The following is a 15,866-nucleotide window of genomic DNA, read 5'->3' on the forward strand; positions in this document are numbered from 1 at the left end:
TAACTAAATTAAATTTCACAATATCTATCAATTGTATTTTATATATAAATAGATACCTGAGCAACTTCACGTAGACTATTCAGTAAATAAACTTCTACTTCTTCATTTTCCAGTTTGATCATTAATTCATCTTTAGTATAATCTTTCACCTTAAGTTTATGATTTTCTAATAAACTTTCTCTCATACATCCTCGTAAAAAATCTTTATTATATCGTGGCGTATAATAGTTTCCATTTTCTTTAATCATAATATTTCCAATATCAAATTCTAAAATTTTGCCACTATCATCATACAGTAGTATCAAATCTGTTTCATGATTATGCGTTAAATATGCTCTTTCTGTTGTTTTATTTATAATGAATTTTTGTGGATAATCACTGTTAGATTTTTTAAAACGTGCAGTAAAAATGTCTTTAGAAGATAATGGCTGAATAACGTGAGTGAATTGTCCATCTTTATCAATTTCTACTTTCAAACGATATAAGCGGTCATTATAATTTTGTTTTAAATTTTCAATATAACTATACCAAGCATTCTCTGAAAACTGAAAACCTAATTGTGAACAAGAATGACATAGTCGACGCGTATGATAGTTTAACCTTGGTATATGACCATGATTAAGTTGCATTGTTTCAAATAATTTCAATCATAACTCCTCCAATATTTTGGTTTTGTCTCGAAATTCTTGAATTTCATTTAATGGAACAGAATCAATGGTAATTCCCGCACCTACACCGTAAAGAGCCATATTATTTCGATATTCTACTGTTCTAATTGGAATGTTAAAAATCATTTTATCATCTGGTAACAATAAACCTATTGTGCCGCAATAAATATATCTTGGACTGGTTTCTAAGTGTTTGATATAAGTCATTGTACTTTGTTTAGGCGCACCAGTGATCGATCCACATGGAAACATTGCTGTTAAAATCGAATGAAGAGATATAGCATCTTCTAGTTGCCCTGTTACCATACTTGTCATTTGATATACGGTTTGATACGTTTCAATAAAGAACAATTTATAAACCTCGATGGTTCCAGTTTTTGAAATCCTTGACATATCATTACGTAATAAATCAACAATCATTACATTTTCTGCTCTATCTTTATGAGAATACATTAATTTTTCATAATTCAACTGATCTTCTACACTAGTTTTCCCACGTGGCATTGTTCCTTTCATCGGCTTACTAACAATCACGTTTGCTTTATCGTTAAATGTACCTTTTTGAAAAAATAACTCTGGAGAAATTGACGCAACTTTTACTTCTTCAGTATCTAATAAAGCTGTATAGCCACCGTTATTGTTGTGAGTCAAATAGGTATATAACATTGAAATAGGATAATGCACTTTACTGGATAAACGAGTAGTATAGTTAACTTGATAAGTATCTCCTTCTGTAATAGCTTCTTGTATTTTAATAATTTTTCTTCTCATTTGTTCGTCACTTTCTTGGAATTGAAAGTGATGTACTGAATGATATTGTATATTGTCCTTATTATTATCAGAGTTTAAGGGTTGATTAAAAGCGTATGCAGCAGCATATACTTCTTTTTCTATTAAGTGATACGTTTCTAATTGATTATTAAAAAATGGCGCTGATTCATAAGTTAAATATAACGCTACATAATGCCCCTTTGTCTGTTGTTCTTCAGCAAATTGAATAACTTCACCTACTTCTTCTAAAGAATAGGCAATTGATTTTGAAATATATTGATCAAATCGCAATTGATAATCGATGTAGTCATCTTCGTTAGTATAATAACGGTAATTAAACGTAATATTCATGTATTTTTCCTACTTTCTCTATAAAGTATTGAATCTGCTGATGACCATATTCACTTAATATAGATTCAGGATGATACTGTACTGCAAAAATAGGTAGGGTATCATGTTCAAATGCCATCATAATACCTTCATTATTTGTAGCTGTAGTATTTAATTGAGAAGGTAATTGTTGCCTATTAGCAATTAAGGAATGATAACGCATGACATTAAAATTTTGAGGTAAATGTTTGAAAAGTCCTTTGCCTGTATGGATTATAGGTGTTGTATGACCATGAACAGGCTTTGGTCCATGAATAATTTCTCCTCCATAATATTCATAGATGAGTTGAAACCCTAAACAGATACCTAATATAGGTACCGATGAGGCATATCTATCTAAAACGCTTTTTAAAATTGGATAGTCACTTGGTTTTCCCGGACCTGGAGAGATGACAATAGCCTCAATTGTTAATTCTTCAAGTAATGCTACAGTCACTTCTGTTACCTTTAATACCTCTACACAATGAGAGGTTTCTATTTTTATGTAATCAATCAAGTTATATGTAAATGAATCATTATTATCTATGACTATAATCATAATTATTTCCAACCTTCAAAATAATATATTTAAAATACAATTTTTATATAAGCGCTTACTTTAATATTCTATAAACTAGCACTTGATTTTAAGATATGAATATATTAAGCTATCTATCGTATAATTCGAATATAAAGAGGTTCCTAGCTGAAACCCTCTATAAAAAACTAGACCTTTGTAGAAATATTTATACATACTTTTTAATGTACATATGTTCTACATATTTTAAGTCTATCTTTTTATAGAGATAGGCTTTTTTTATATTTTATATCAAATGTTTTCATTCTATTTCATCATAAATTAAAAATATTAACTTTTAAAGGAGAAACGTTATGCCAAACAGTGTTTTGAATTCTGAAAAAGCAATTGTTGTGTTTAGTGGTGGTCAAGATAGTACAACCTGTCTTTTCTATGCCAAAAGACATTTTAAAGAAGTTGAACTTGTCACATTCAATTATGGGCAAAGACATAATACAGAAATCGAAGTAGCTTCTAAAATAGCAAAAGATCAAGGGTTGAAACATCATATTTTAGACATGTCTTTACTATCCCAACTTACTCCAAATGCATTAACAAAACATGACATGACAATTGAGACAGGGGAAGATGGTATACCAAATACTTTTGTACCTGCTCGTAATTTATTATTTTTATCATTTGCTGGGGCTCTTGCCTATCAAGTGAATGCGAAACACATCATTACTGGTGTATGTGAAACAGACTTCTCTGGTTACCCAGATTGCCGAGATAGTTTTATTAAATCTATGAATGTCACACTTAGTTTATCTATGGATAGAGATTTTGTTATTCATACACCCTTAATGTGGTTAGATAAAGCGCAAACTTGGGAACTCAGTGATGAATTAGGTGTTCTCAATTATGTGCGTCACAATACGCTTACATGCTACAACGGTATTATTGGAGATGGATGCGGAAAATGTCCAGCTTGTAAATTAAGACAACGTGGACTTCATCAATATTTAGAACAAAAAGGAGATGCGTCATTATGATACAACAAGTTTATCCTACAGTGAATCACCCTTATACATTTGAATTAAATAAAGATTTCAATTTTTCAGCAGCACATTTTATTCCTAGTGAAGATGCTGGAAAATGCATGAGAACACACGGACATACTTATTTTGTTAACTTAACTATTGTTGGAGATGCACTCGACCATAATGGATTTTTAATTAATTTTAGTGAATTAAAACGATTAGTCCATGACCAATTTGATCACTATTTATTAAATGAGTTACCTCAATTTAAAGATAAAAGTCCTTCTACTGAAATTGTGGCACAGACAATTTTTGAAATCGTACAAGCTCATCTTAACGAGTATGACAATAAACCTAAATGTGTACAAGTTTATTTACGTGAAACACCATCAAGTTATGTTGTCTATCGTCCAAAGGAGATTAAATAATGCCTTCAAAAATACCAGTTTTAGAAATTTTCGGACCTACTATTCAAGGAGAAGGACGAGTTATAGGACGAAAAACAATGTTTGTCCGCACAGCAGGATGCGATTATCGTTGTAGTTGGTGCGATTCCGCCTTTACGTGGGATGGTAGCGCTAAAGATGATATAGAGTTATTAACTGCTCAAGACATTTATGATCGTTTAAAAGAAATTGGCGGTAATCAATTTGATCATGTCACTATTTCTGGAGGTAACCCTGCATTAATCAAAGGGATTCAAGATTTAGTAGATTTATTTGAAGAAAAAAATATTTTTACGGCATTAGAAACCCAAGGCAGTAAATTTCAACCTTGGATGCGACAAATTAACGATTTAACAATTAGTCCTAAACCGCCAAGCTCTAATATGGTGCCTAATTTAGAAATATTAGATAGTGTCATAGAACAATGTATACCATCAACATTGAACTTGAAAGTAGTTGTTTTTGATAAAGAAGATTATCAATTTGCTAAAATGATTCATCATCGTTATCGTAATATTCCATTTTATTTGCAAGTAGGAAATCCCTATTTAGATGATGATGTTGAATATCATACCGAAAAATTACTTGGTCGCTATGAAACTCTTGTAGACACAGTAATGAATAGCAGTGATATGAATCATGTGTATGTTTTACCTCAGTTACATACATTGTTATGGAGTAATAAGAAAGGTGTATAATTAGTAAATTATAATAGAATAATATTTATTAAGTGTTTTGAAATGATTAAGTTTATTTTAATTGCTATAATATTTTAATGAACTACACACACGTGATAGGAGTACAACATGATTATATATGTATTTATTAATATAGCCATTACCATATGTGTTCTGGGCTTTGATTTATATCGGCATCATTTCAAACAACTAACGTTTAACTCCGTTCTATTATCCATTGTTATCAATGCTATTATTAATAGTGTTGTGATTGAAAAGTTCAATTTTATAACATTTGCTTCAATTATATTTTTCTTAAGTTGGACAATCTTACAATATTATTTAAATCGTAAACATATATACTTAATGATTTCAGAGTATAAATCTCTTGCATTCATTTTTGCAATTATGATTAGTTGCTCATTATTTATCACTTTTGAATCTAGCGACCAATCAGTCTATATGTCTATTCCTTATTTAGCTCCAGCTATATTTATCATAGGCTTAAGCATTGATTTCATAAGTACTTTTTCAAAAAATGAAATGAATCATCTTAAATTTTTGAGTAAGCTACAACACCCTATTATGATTGGTCATACAATTATTATTATTTCAATTATACTTTTGACTTTATTAACATCATTTTGGTATATCTTCATAATTATTTATGCTTTATTTGATATATATTTATTATGGCAACTAAAACATAATAATTTTGAAAATGACTTAAAAAAATAAACATGTAAGAAGCTATGATGTAAGAGCTTTTACATGTTTATTTTTTTATTGATAAATTTTTTCTTTTTCTGCAACTACTTTTTCAATAGGTGTTTTTAAATTGGAAGCTTCCACAATATATTTTGGTCTTTGTTTTACTTCGTAATAAATTCGCCCAATATATTCGCCAACGACACCAATAGACATTAACTGAATGCCACCTAATAACAATACAGCTGCTATTGTTGTAAAGTAACCTGGATGATTAATTCCATTCATTAAAATACCTATTAACAAATAAATAATATAAATGATGCTTAATCCAAAGATAAACATTCCAAGATATATCATTGCTCTCAGTGGTTTATTATTAAATGATATTAATCCATCAATCCCATAATTTAATAACTTGGTAAATGTCCATTTAGATTCTCCAGCTTCTCGTTCTACATTTTTATAAGTAAAGATCTTTGTATTATACCCTATCCATTCAAATAATCCTTTAGAAAATCGATTATATTCATTTAATGAAACAATCGATTTAACTGCACGTTGACTTAATAATCGAAAATCGCCTACACCATCACTAAATTTAATATCTTCGACAAAGCTATTAATGAGCTTATAGTACAACTTTGACATTGTTTTACGTGCAATATTTTCACCACTACGATCTCGTTTAGCGACAACTTGATCAAAACCTTGTTGATATATTTCAATCATTTTAGGTATAAATTCCGGAGGATGTTGTAAATCTCCATCAATCATTACGACTGCATCAACATTCACACTGTGTTGAAAACCAGCAATCATTGCTGCTTCTTTACCAAAATTTCGACTAAAAGAAATATATTTAACATGTTCATCGTATTCCGCTAAATTTTGTATATGCTCAATCGTATTATCTTTACTACCATCATCAATAAATAACAAGTCATAATAATAACGACGAGTTTTACTATTCTCCGTCAAAATTTCAGTCAATCTATCGTAAGTTTTTTTTACGACTTTACCTTCATTGAAGCAAGGTATAATGACTCTGATTTTCATCTAATTACATCCTTTTCTACATTCTTTCTAATATTGTATCAATAAAATCAATAAATATTCTACTAATAACCATGTAATTAACAAATAATTAATATTAACTCTAGCTTTTGTAATAATTAAACTATATTATTTTAAATCACCTATTGCTACATCATCTGGATCTTTACCTTGACGTGCATTTCTATTTAAACTATCAATTTCCGCAATCTCAGTAAGTTCTAAATTAAAGTCAAAAATATCATAATTTTCACGAATACGAGATGGGGTTTTTGATTTAGGAATAATAATTCTGTCATGGGCTAGATGCCAACGTAATACAATTTGTGCTGGTGTTTTGTCATATTGTTCTGCTAATTTTGTAATTACTGAATCATCTAATAATCCTCGATTTCTCATAAGTGGCATCCAAGCTGTGACAGTAATATCATGTTTATCACAATAATCTTGTACATCTTGTTGATTAAAATAAGGATGAACTTCTATTTGATTAATTTGAGGTACAATAGTTGTCTCTTTCATCAATGTTTCTAAGTGATGGGGTTTAAAGTTACATACACCAATCGCTTTAATTTTACCTTCATTATATAATTTTTCTAATGCTTTATAAGATTCAATATATAAGCCATCTTTTTCACATGGCCAATGAATTAAATATAAATCTAAATAATCCAATTCTAAGTTTTCTAAAGATTTATTAAAATATTCTAATGTATTATCATATCCTTGATAATCATTCCATAATTTAGAAGTAATAAACACGTCTTCTCTCGCAATATCACTGTTGTTTAAAGCTTTACCTAGTGCTTGTTCATTACCGTAAAAATAAGCAGTATCAAATGCACGATATCCCGTTTCTAATGCTGTTTGTACTGCGGTTTCCATCTCATCATCTTCCATTTTATAAACGCCTAGTCCTACTTTAGGCATTGGGTAACCATTATTTAACACTTGTGTATCATTTATCATTTATGCCACATCCTATTCAATATATTTTTTCAACTAAAAATTAGCATAACTTAATTTCTTTTACGCATACAAATAAAGACACTTAGGTTTACATACCCAAGTGCCTTTATTTTTATTCATCCGATTCATGTTTATGATCGTGATTGTCTTCTTCCTCTTCATCACTAATCACAGGTCTTGTTTCATTAAATTGGTATTTAAGTACAACCCATACCAATTGGTGATTATCCATTTCAGAAACAATCCATCGATCGTATTTTGTATCTATATAGTCTTCAACTTGAAGATTAGTATTGTGTGCTTGTAACCATCCACCTATTGTATCGATATCTTCAGAATCTTCAAAAGTGATATCAAATTTTTCATGTAAATCATCAAGTAAGACACGTCCGTTAATTTGATATATATCTTCCTCTAATTTAACAATATCATTTATTTCATCATCATCAAATTCATCTCTGATTTCACCGACAATCTCTTCAAGAATATCTTCCATTGTTAGAATACCGGCAGTACCACCATATTCGTCAATAATAAGACTAATATGAACATGTTCACGTTGCATTGAAATTAATGCATCGCTAATACGAGTTGTTTCTGAAATCATAGGTAATTCATGAATATAATTAGAGATTTTAATTGTTCTACCTGAAGCATATTCTGTTAAAAATTCTTTTACATTAATAAAACCTTTTATATGGTCTTTATCCCCATCTTCAGTAATTGGATAACGTGTAAATTGATGTTCTTTAATCGTGTCAAGTAATTCGTCAACATTAAATGGTTCGTTTAACGTTACCATTTGTGTACGTGGAACCATGATATCTTTCGCATGTCTTTCGTCAAATGAAAAGATATTTTGCATGTAATTCAGTTCTGTTTGATTAATTTCTCCACCATTATAACTATTATTAATAATGATTTTAATTTCTTCCTCAGACATTGCATCTGCTTGCGCATCAGGGTCAACACCAAGCATTCTAATAATTACTCGTGCCGAACCATTCATTAACCATATTAATGGCTTCATGACATTACCAAAATAATATAATGGTCTAGCATAAGTTAATGCTAATTTTTCAGTATGTTGTATTGCTATTGATTTGGGTGCTAACTCACCTAACACTACATGTAAATAAGTTACAACAATAAACGAAATCACAAATGAAATGGTTGTAGTCACTGCACTTGGCAAATGTAATAGATTAAAAAGTGGATGTAATAGTTTTTCGAATGTCGGTTCACCTAACCAACCTAAACCTAAAGATGTAACTGTAATACCAAGTTGACATGCTGATAAATAATAATCAAGATTAGCAATCATCTTTTTAACAATTTTTGCACTTCCATTACCTTCATCAGCAAGTTGTTCAATTCTTGTTGAACGTACTTTTACTAATGCAAATTCAGATCCAACGAATACGGTTGTTAAAGCGATTAATAGAAAAAATATTACTAAATTAATTATGGTCACTGTTTCCAATTAGTTCCCTATTTCTAGGGATTCACCTCCAAATATTATGTGTCTCTAATGAGTAACACGAATTTAATACGTCATACTTATCACCGTTATAAACGCATGTTAAGACCTTCCCATTAAGACACCCCCAAAAAAAATGTATTACTTTAATATTACCATATTTCTATACTAAATGGTTAAATAAGAATAAGAAAGCTTTTAACATTTAAAATCATTTAAAAAGCATTATATAATGATTTTCTTACTACTATTTCATATATACTTCAATAGTCCTTGTAATAAATTTTTAAGAAAATCAGAGAAATGATATGTGAGGAATTTTTAATTAAATGCTATAAAAGTACAATAATACTCCAGGATGGTTATTTGTTTCTTAAACTCAAATTCCCATTTAAACCCAATCTGTAGTAATAGTCAAGTACATATATATCTATGTCTTTTTAATTATATACTAACTATATAATAAAAGATTGGACAGAATTCGTTAATCCCTTCGATAATGTAACCCCAGCTTTCGTTGAACGTTGGGTTTCCCAGGAAACCCTTTTTGTTGGCACTCCACCCCAAATTTCTTTGAACATTGCTTTTTTACAAAGATTTCGATGCTAGTACTCCTTGAAATAATCTTGATACAACACGTTTTCAATTCAATGACCAAATATCAATATATAAAAAAATGCCTGAGACAACTCATTATGTCTCAGGCTCATTAAATTAATGTTTATTATTCATCCATAGATTCTGAAGCTTTAATTTCTTGTTCTGTTAATTTTGGTTTCAGTAAACCATAAAGTACTGCTGAAACAAGTGTACCTATAATTAAAGCAATGATAGTTTGGATAATATGACTAAAGTCTGTGGCTGCTATAACGATGATACCACCATGAGGTGCATTAATTCTTGAACCAAGTCCTAATGCAATCGCTCCAGCAACACCTGAACCGACCATCATTGATGGAATCACACGTAATGGGTCAGCAGCTGCAAAAGGTATAGCACCTTCTGTGATGAATGATAGACCCATAACATAGTTAGGTACGATTGAGCCACGTTGCTCTTTTGTAAATTTACGTTTAAAGATAAACATTGCTGTGGCAATTGCTAATGGTGGAATCATACCACCAACCATTGCTGCTGTTATTGGTGCAGCATTACCTTCAGTTAAAGCTGCTGTCGCAAATACATAAGCTGCTTTATTGAATGGACCCCCCATATCAATTGCCATCATAGCTCCAATAACTAGTCCTAATAGCATAATGTTAGAACCAGATAAACTATTTAAACCATTTAATAATAGATTGTTTAACCATGCTGCAGGTGGATTAAATACATAAATCATTAATAATCCAGTAATTGTCACACTTAATAGTGGATAAATTAATGTTGGTTTTAAACCTTCAACTGCTTGAGGTAAATTACGAGTAATATATTTGATACCTTGTGTTAAATAACCCGCTAAGAAACCAGCAATAATACCACCGATAAACCCAGAGCCACCAGAAATTGCTAACATACCGCCAACTAAGCCAGCTGCAAAACCTGGTTTATCTGCAATACTACGAGAAATGAAACCAGCTAAGATTGGAATAATTAATGCAAAGGCACTCTTATTACCAATATTCCACAATTGTTCTGCAAACGCATTGTGTTCAGGACTTTTTGGATCAAATGAGTTGGCGCCAAATAAGAATACAATCGCCATTAATATACCACCAGCAATAACAAGTGGTAACATATTAGAAACACCATTCATTAAGTGTTTATAAAATGCTTTACCTGGACTTAATTTTTCATCATTACTATCTTTATCTGTATTTTTTTGTCCACCATGTGCTTTAAATGGTTTTCTACTTGTATCAAGTGCTGTATTAATTAACTCTTCAGGACGTTTAATCCCGTCTGCTACTGGAACCTCAACTACATTTTTACCATCGAAACGATCTGTTTCTACATGAACATCGGCAGCTACAATAATCCCAGTTGCACGTTCAATATCTTGTTGAGTTAAATGGTTTTTAATACCACTTGAACCATTTGTTTCAACTTTTATTTTCACTCCCATTTTTTCTGCTTGTTTTTTCAAAGCATCACGGGCCATATACGTATGTGCAATACCTGTGGGACACGCTGTTACAGCTAAAACGTAAGGTTCGTTAGCATTATCATTCGCTGATGCGCCAGTTGTTGCTTGTGCTTCATCCTCTTGTTTTTGAGCTTCTTTTTCTTCTTCTTTAGTTGCTTCATCATCAGCATCATCAATAATACGAAGTATTTCTTCTTTCGAATTAGCCTGTAATAGATTTTCTCTTACTGTATCGTCCATTAAAATGCCTGACAATTTAGCTAATGCATCTAAATGTGTTTGTGCGCCACCCTCTGGTGCTGCAATCATAAAGAATAAATGCGCAGGTTGACCATCTAAACTTTGATAGTCCACACCTTCTTTTGATTTACCAAAAGCAATCGCAGGTGATGTCACTGCTGCTACTTTAGCATGTGGAATGGCTATTCCTTCACCAATTCCCGTTGTACTTTGTGACTCACGATTATGAATCGCTTCCTTAAATTGAGCTATATCGCTTAATTTACCAGCTGAATCTAATTGATTAACTAATTCATCAATGACGCCATTTTTATCACTAGCTGATAAATCCATAGCAATAGTTTCTTTTGTAAGTAATTCTGTTATTCTCAACTCTATCACTCCCCATCAAGTACAGAAATTGTAACTTGTGACTTGATTTTTTCTATATCTTCTCTTAATGCTAAGTCATCATTAAATGCCGTAGCCGTACCTGAAGCTACTGCTTGGCAAAATGCTTCTTCAAGTGATAGTCCCAACTCAAGACCCGCTACCATACCTGCAACTGTACTGTCACCAGATCCTACTGTATTTACAACTTCACCTTTAGGATTTTGGGCTTTAATACTTCTTGTCTCGTCAACATATATGGCACCATCTCCACCTAAAGAAATAATGACAGATTGAGCTCCATTTTTTACTATTTCTCTACCATACTTAACGACATCTTGATCTGATTTAATTGTGACATCAAACATTTCTTCTAATTCATCTTTATTCGGTTTAATAAATAAAGGATGATATTCTAACACTGTATTAACTAAATCTCTTTCAGCATCCACTACTAATTTTGCACCTGTTTCTTGAGTGATTTTTGCAATTTGAGCATAAGCATCACTCGGAATACTTTTTGGAACACTTCCTGCTACAATGACAGTGTCCTCCTTAGAAGTATGTCTAATCTGATTTAATAATGCTTCAAACTGCTCAGACGTCACATTCGGACCAGGTGCATTAATTTCAGTTTCATCGCCGGATTTTAATTTAACATTAATACGAGTATCTTCATTTACTTTAATAAACTCCGTATTAATATCGCTTTGTTCCAAAATGCTAGAAATAAATTCCCCAGGAAAACCTCCAGCAAATCCTAATGCCGTAGATGAAACATCTAAGGTTTTCAAGACGCGAGAAACATTAATACCTTTTCCACCAGCAAATTTGTATGTTTCTCTAGCTCTATTAAGCCCTTTTAGCTCAAATCCATCAGTAAACATGATGTAATCAATAGATGGATTAAATGTCACTGTATATATCATAATTAACCTCCTAAAAAGTGGTATTTCTCTTTGTATTCGTTGTAGCGATTATGATGACGTAATTGCTCAGATACGATGTACTCAACATGGCATGCTTTGGTTGAGACATGCGCAAAATATGTTTCATCTAATTTTGAATGGTCTAATAAAACATAAGATGTGGTTGCTTGATGTATTGCTCTTTCTTTAATTAATGCTTCTTTTTCATCTGGTGTGGTTAATCCATGATTCAAATCTAAGCCATTCATACCTATGAAAGCTTTATCAAAACAATAACGTCTTAAAACTTCAAGGGCACTTGCTCCGACAGTAGCAAAAGTGGTAGCTTTTACTTCTCCACCAATCATCAAGGTTTTAATACCTCGATGAAGTAATCTTTCAACGTGAGACAATCCGTTTGTAACCACTACGATATCTTGTGCTTTTATAAATGGAATCATCTCAATTGTAGATGAACCTGCATCCATAAAAATATAATCATTATCTTCAATGAGCTGAGCTGCCTTTCTTCCAATTTCTCTTTTTTCTTTTAGATTTGTAGACAGTTTTTCAGATAAAATAGGTTCTTGGTTTCTATGACTATTAAGTGTTGCACCACCATGAACACGTTGAAGACGTCCAAGTTGTTGTAACTTTGATAAATCTCTTCTTATAGTTGAAGCACTACAACCTGTTCGTTCAATTAACTCTTGGAGTGATAAAAAATCTTTTTTCTTAAGTTCTTGTAAAATTAAACTTTGTCGTTTTTCAGAAATCATCTTTAACACTCCTTTACAACTTTTATTATAGTGTTCACGCTTACATATTTCAATCAAAAATTATCAAAAACGTTCAAAAACGTTCAAAAAAACCGAAAAATTAACAGAGTGTTCACAATGTATATCATTGCTCACTCTGCTAATACATTTAATGTTGAGTAATACGTGCTGTTTGTGCCTGTGTAACTGCAATTAAATCATTAGGTTCAAGTATAATTTGCATGCCTCGTTGACCACCACTCACATTGATTTTGTCTCGTGATAAAGCTGACTCATCAATAATCGTTGGAAACGAATGTTTCATTCCTATTGGAGAACACCCTCCTCTTATATAGCCAGTAACTTTTTTTAAATCATCCATCGGCATCAAATTAAGTTTCTTTTCACCTATGACATGTGCCGCTTCTTTTAAGTCTAATGTTTCACTAACTGGTATAACACATACAAAATGATCATGATTAGCATTTTCTAACACTAATGTTTTATAAACGTCTTTCACATTCGCATGCACTAATTCCGCAATTGTTTCTCCATCTAAATGTTCTTCACCTATTTCAAATGTATTTACTGAATAATTAATCTTAGCTCTATCAAGCATTCTCATTGCATTGGTTTTCTTATGTTTCAATGTAACACCTCATTTATCTTCTTTATATATCTAATTTTACTACTCTTTGTGACAAATAAAAAATAGAGTAAGATAGAAACCTTTAGATTTCACTTTCTTACTCTGATTTTACATTACATTTTTATTTAACTTAATTTGCAGAAATTATCTCAACTTTACCCACTTTATTAATTGTTATATCTTCAGCTTTTTTGTTTTCTGGATACGCTTCAAAAGTGATGGCTTGATTAGTTTCATTCAAACCCTCTAACTTTACAGGCTGTTTATAATTTTGTTGCATATAATTTTCAACTATCGTTTTACATTCCTCTGTTGAGTATAAATATTTTTCTTGAGCTTTCTCAGTCAACCTATAGTTAACGTTTTGATTTTGACGAATATCTGCTTTGTATTGCGTTTGATTTTTCTCAGAAGCTTCGGCGGTGTGATTGCTGTTTATATTTAATATATTTTTAGTTTCGACAATACTTCCGACTTTTGAAAAAGTAGAAATTGTTCGATGTACCTTAGCTAAGGCATTTTGATTCGTTGCGATAAATAATAGAAATGCCAAACAAATTGATAAAATGATAGCTACCACACTTAACAATATATTTTTTAAATTCATCTCCTTACCCACACTTCTCTTTGAATTTTTTTATATCTTAACATACAAATATAGATAAAATAATTCAGTAGAAGGCAATTTAAAATAATTGTAATCTTTGTAACAGTTATATTACCTAACGACTTTTTATTGTTACATTTCTATTATATAAAACTTATTTAATCACATCTGCTACGATTTAACTGTAACTTTTTCTCTATGAAAATAATTACTACCCCAAATAACATTACAATAATAGACATATATAAAGGAAATTCAATATTAACATCAAATAACGAGCCTGCTACCAATGGGCCTACAAAATTACCCATACTTGTAAATGTAGAATTAAGTCCTCCAGCAAAACCTTGTCGATTACCTGCTATATTTGAATAATAATTAGTTAGCGCTGGACGAATTAAATCAAATCCAATAAAGACAATAAAACTAATTAACATAATTGACCAGTAACTATGAGCGATTATAAGACTAAATATAACAATGACAGAATATAATAATGCCCAAGTAATAAATGTAAGTTCAGTGGTATATCTCATAAATTTATCAAAAAAGAAAATTTGGAATACTGCTCCTGCAACACCACCACCTACAATAGCAATTGAAATATCGCCAGGTGCGTAGTTTGCTTTCGCTGAAGTATACAGAGAAAATAACGTCTCAAAAGAAGACAAACCAAAAGCAAGTACAAATGTTAAGATAATTGGAGTAATAAAAACACCCCATTGGATTTTAGAAAGTTCTTTAGTTTCAAAGTGAATATGATGACTTTCCGCTGTATTTTGCGGTTGGCGAATCAATATTACAGATATAACAAACGCAATAATACCTAATGCACCTGCAAAATAAAATGGAAGACGATGTGATACTTCTGCTAAAAAACCACCAATTCCTGGTCCTAAAATAAAACCAGAGTTAATAATTGCAGACATATAACCAAAATTTTTCGCTTTATCTTTAGCTATAGAAATATCTGCAATCATTCCTGTTACACCAGGCATTACCATCCCTGCACTAAAACCACCAAGTATTCTTGATACTATTAGAAGGATAAAAGAATGACTCATAGCAAATAAGAATTCAGAGATTGTAAAAAATACTAATCCTAAACAAATAATTAATTTTTTACCCAATTTATCAGCTAAACTTCCTCCAAAAGGAGAAATAATCATTTGAGACAATGAGAAAATAGCTACTAAAATTCCTAAATCGCTTCCTTTTAACCCTAAATCTTTCAAATATACTGGAAGAACAGGAATAACAAGGCCAATTCCAACGAATATTAAAAATATATTAAAATATAATGTAAATAATTGTTTTTTCATGAAGACCACCTCTCTTTTATCTATAATTAAATACGCTTAATGAAATTCATCTAATTCATATTCTGAGAAAAGTTAAAAATTCTAAATTTTTCATCTTTCATTTAGATACTATTATATATTATTTTTTATTTTAAAGTCAAGTCCAGACTCCTGTGTAAAATGCTATACAATGTTTTTACCATTTCTACTTATCAAAATTGATGTATTTTCTTGAAGAATAAATCCATTC

The 15,866-nt window shown here is 31.0% G+C and carries 16 protein-coding genes; 4 read left to right on the plus strand and 12 right to left on the minus strand.

Translation table 11 applies throughout. The annotated features are described in order from the left end of the window. Positions 1–38: 38 nt before the first annotated feature. Genes BDW25_RS04000 through BDW25_RS04010 form a run of 3 tightly spaced genes read right to left on the minus strand, consistent with a single transcriptional unit; the run spans position 39 to position 2,367 of the window. Positions 39–647 (minus strand): aminotransferase class IV, encoded by a 609-nt coding sequence (locus BDW25_RS04000; RefSeq protein ID WP_002449082.1) that lies wholly within the window; start codon positions 645–647, stop codon positions 39–41. Then, complete coding sequence (locus BDW25_RS04005) at positions 648–1,790, minus strand: chorismate-binding protein (protein ID WP_002449090.1); 1,143 nt, start codon at positions 1,788–1,790, stop codon at positions 648–650. It lies immediately after the preceding gene. Then, complete coding sequence (locus BDW25_RS04010; RefSeq protein WP_002455637.1) at positions 1,774–2,367, minus strand: anthranilate synthase component II; 594 nt, start codon at positions 2,365–2,367, stop codon at positions 1,774–1,776. Before BDW25_RS04010 ends, BDW25_RS04005 begins: the two co-directional genes overlap by 17 nt. 332 nt (positions 2,368–2,699) lie before the next feature. Here BDW25_RS04010 and queC point away from each other — a divergent pair, with 332 nt between their 5' ends. From queC to BDW25_RS04030, 4 genes are all read left to right on the plus strand, one after another. Continuing rightward, on the plus strand, positions 2,700–3,377 hold the full coding sequence (gene queC, locus BDW25_RS04015) for a 7-cyano-7-deazaguanine synthase QueC (protein ID WP_002449071.1): 678 nt from the start codon (positions 2,700–2,702) through the stop codon (positions 3,375–3,377). Further along, positions 3,374–3,793: a 6-carboxytetrahydropterin synthase QueD gene (gene queD, locus BDW25_RS04020; RefSeq protein ID WP_002449084.1), complete on the plus strand. Its 420-nt coding sequence runs from the start codon at positions 3,374–3,376 to the stop codon at positions 3,791–3,793. The genes queC and queD overlap by 4 nt, the downstream gene beginning before the upstream one ends. Next, positions 3,793–4,509 carry a 7-carboxy-7-deazaguanine synthase QueE gene (queE, locus tag BDW25_RS04025; RefSeq protein ID WP_002449094.1) on the plus strand — a complete coding sequence of 239 codons (717 nt, stop codon included), beginning with the start codon at positions 3,793–3,795 and terminating at the stop codon, positions 4,507–4,509. The genes queD and queE overlap by 1 nt, the downstream gene beginning before the upstream one ends. Positions 4,510–4,617: 108 nt before the next feature. Continuing rightward, complete coding sequence (locus tag BDW25_RS04030) at positions 4,618–5,226, plus strand: hypothetical protein (RefSeq protein ID WP_002449079.1); 609 nt, start codon at positions 4,618–4,620, stop codon at positions 5,224–5,226. 45 nt (positions 5,227–5,271) lie between these two features. On the opposite strand, the gene BDW25_RS04035 is transcribed toward BDW25_RS04030, so the two are convergent. The 9 genes from BDW25_RS04035 to norA form a co-directional block, all read right to left on the minus strand. Beyond that, complete coding sequence (locus BDW25_RS04035) at positions 5,272–6,255, minus strand: glycosyltransferase family 2 protein (protein ID WP_002449575.1); 984 nt, start codon at positions 6,253–6,255, stop codon at positions 5,272–5,274. A gap of 126 nt (positions 6,256–6,381) precedes the next feature. Then, a complete protein-coding gene (locus BDW25_RS04040; RefSeq protein ID WP_133944855.1) occupies positions 6,382–7,221 on the minus strand; it encodes an aldo/keto reductase in 840 nt (279 codons plus the stop codon). A gap of 112 nt (positions 7,222–7,333) precedes the next feature. Further along, positions 7,334–8,704: a hemolysin family protein gene (locus BDW25_RS04045; protein ID WP_133944857.1), complete on the minus strand. Its 1,371-nt coding sequence runs from the start codon at positions 8,702–8,704 to the stop codon at positions 7,334–7,336. Between the two features lie 721 nt (positions 8,705–9,425). Further along, positions 9,426–11,396: a PTS fructose transporter subunit IIABC gene (locus BDW25_RS04050; RefSeq protein WP_002449586.1), complete on the minus strand. Its 1,971-nt coding sequence runs from the start codon at positions 11,394–11,396 to the stop codon at positions 9,426–9,428. Positions 11,397–11,401: 5 nt separating this feature from the next. After that, positions 11,402–12,322 (minus strand): 1-phosphofructokinase, encoded by a 921-nt coding sequence (pfkB, locus tag BDW25_RS04055; protein ID WP_002449570.1) that lies wholly within the window; start codon positions 12,320–12,322, stop codon positions 11,402–11,404. Between the two features lie 2 nt (positions 12,323–12,324). Continuing rightward, positions 12,325–13,080: a DeoR/GlpR family DNA-binding transcription regulator gene (locus tag BDW25_RS04060; protein ID WP_002449563.1), complete on the minus strand. Its 756-nt coding sequence runs from the start codon at positions 13,078–13,080 to the stop codon at positions 12,325–12,327. 148 nt (positions 13,081–13,228) lie between these two features. Beyond that, complete coding sequence (ybaK, locus tag BDW25_RS04065; RefSeq protein ID WP_172457931.1) at positions 13,229–13,684, minus strand: Cys-tRNA(Pro) deacylase; 456 nt, start codon at positions 13,682–13,684, stop codon at positions 13,229–13,231. 154 nt (positions 13,685–13,838) lie between these two features. Next, a complete protein-coding gene (locus BDW25_RS04070) occupies positions 13,839–14,315 on the minus strand; it encodes a hypothetical protein (RefSeq protein WP_049418733.1) in 477 nt (158 codons plus the stop codon). 158 nt (positions 14,316–14,473) lie between these two features. Further along, positions 14,474–15,637, minus strand: coding sequence for a multidrug efflux MFS transporter NorA (norA, locus tag BDW25_RS04075; RefSeq protein ID WP_002449564.1), 1,164 nt, complete (start codon positions 15,635–15,637; stop codon positions 14,474–14,476). Positions 15,638–15,866: the final 229 nt, after the last annotated feature.

Origin of the sequence: Staphylococcus sp. AtDRG32 (genome assembly GCF_004365845.1) — a bacterium.
GTDB lineage: Bacteria > Bacillota > Bacilli > Staphylococcales > Staphylococcaceae > Staphylococcus > Staphylococcus hominis.

What these genes read in the sequence shown, in the direction of transcription:
- BDW25_RS04035 (WP_002449575.1), bottom strand. Translation starts at nt 6,255, where the DNA reads ATGAAAATCAGAGTCATTATACCTTGCTTCAATGAAGGTAAAGTCGTA.
- queC (WP_002449071.1), top strand. Translation starts at nt 2,700, where the DNA reads ATGCCAAACAGTGTTTTGAATTCTGAAAAAGCAATTGTTGTGTTTAGT.
- BDW25_RS04060 (WP_002449563.1), bottom strand. Translation starts at nt 13,080, where the DNA reads ATGATTTCTGAAAAACGACAAAGTTTAATTTTACAAGAACTTAAGAAA.
- BDW25_RS04040 (WP_133944855.1), bottom strand. Translation starts at nt 7,221, where the DNA reads ATGATAAATGATACACAAGTGTTAAATAATGGTTACCCAATGCCTAAA.
- queD (WP_002449084.1), top strand. Translation starts at nt 3,374, where the DNA reads ATGATACAACAAGTTTATCCTACAGTGAATCACCCTTATACATTTGAA.
- queE (WP_002449094.1), top strand. Translation starts at nt 3,793, where the DNA reads ATGCCTTCAAAAATACCAGTTTTAGAAATTTTCGGACCTACTATTCAA.
- BDW25_RS04070 (WP_049418733.1), bottom strand. Translation starts at nt 14,315, where the DNA reads ATGAATTTAAAAAATATATTGTTAAGTGTGGTAGCTATCATTTTATCA.
- BDW25_RS04005 (WP_002449090.1), bottom strand. Translation starts at nt 1,790, where the DNA reads ATGAATATTACGTTTAATTACCGTTATTATACTAACGAAGATGACTAC.
- ybaK (WP_172457931.1), bottom strand. Translation starts at nt 13,684, where the DNA reads ATGAGAATGCTTGATAGAGCTAAGATTAATTATTCAGTAAATACATTT.
- BDW25_RS04010 (WP_002455637.1), bottom strand. Translation starts at nt 2,367, where the DNA reads ATGATTATAGTCATAGATAATAATGATTCATTTACATATAACTTGATT.
- BDW25_RS04030 (WP_002449079.1), top strand. Translation starts at nt 4,618, where the DNA reads ATGATTATATATGTATTTATTAATATAGCCATTACCATATGTGTTCTG.
- norA (WP_002449564.1), bottom strand. Translation starts at nt 15,637, where the DNA reads ATGAAAAAACAATTATTTACATTATATTTTAATATATTTTTAATATTC.
- pfkB (WP_002449570.1), bottom strand. Translation starts at nt 12,322, where the DNA reads ATGATATATACAGTGACATTTAATCCATCTATTGATTACATCATGTTT.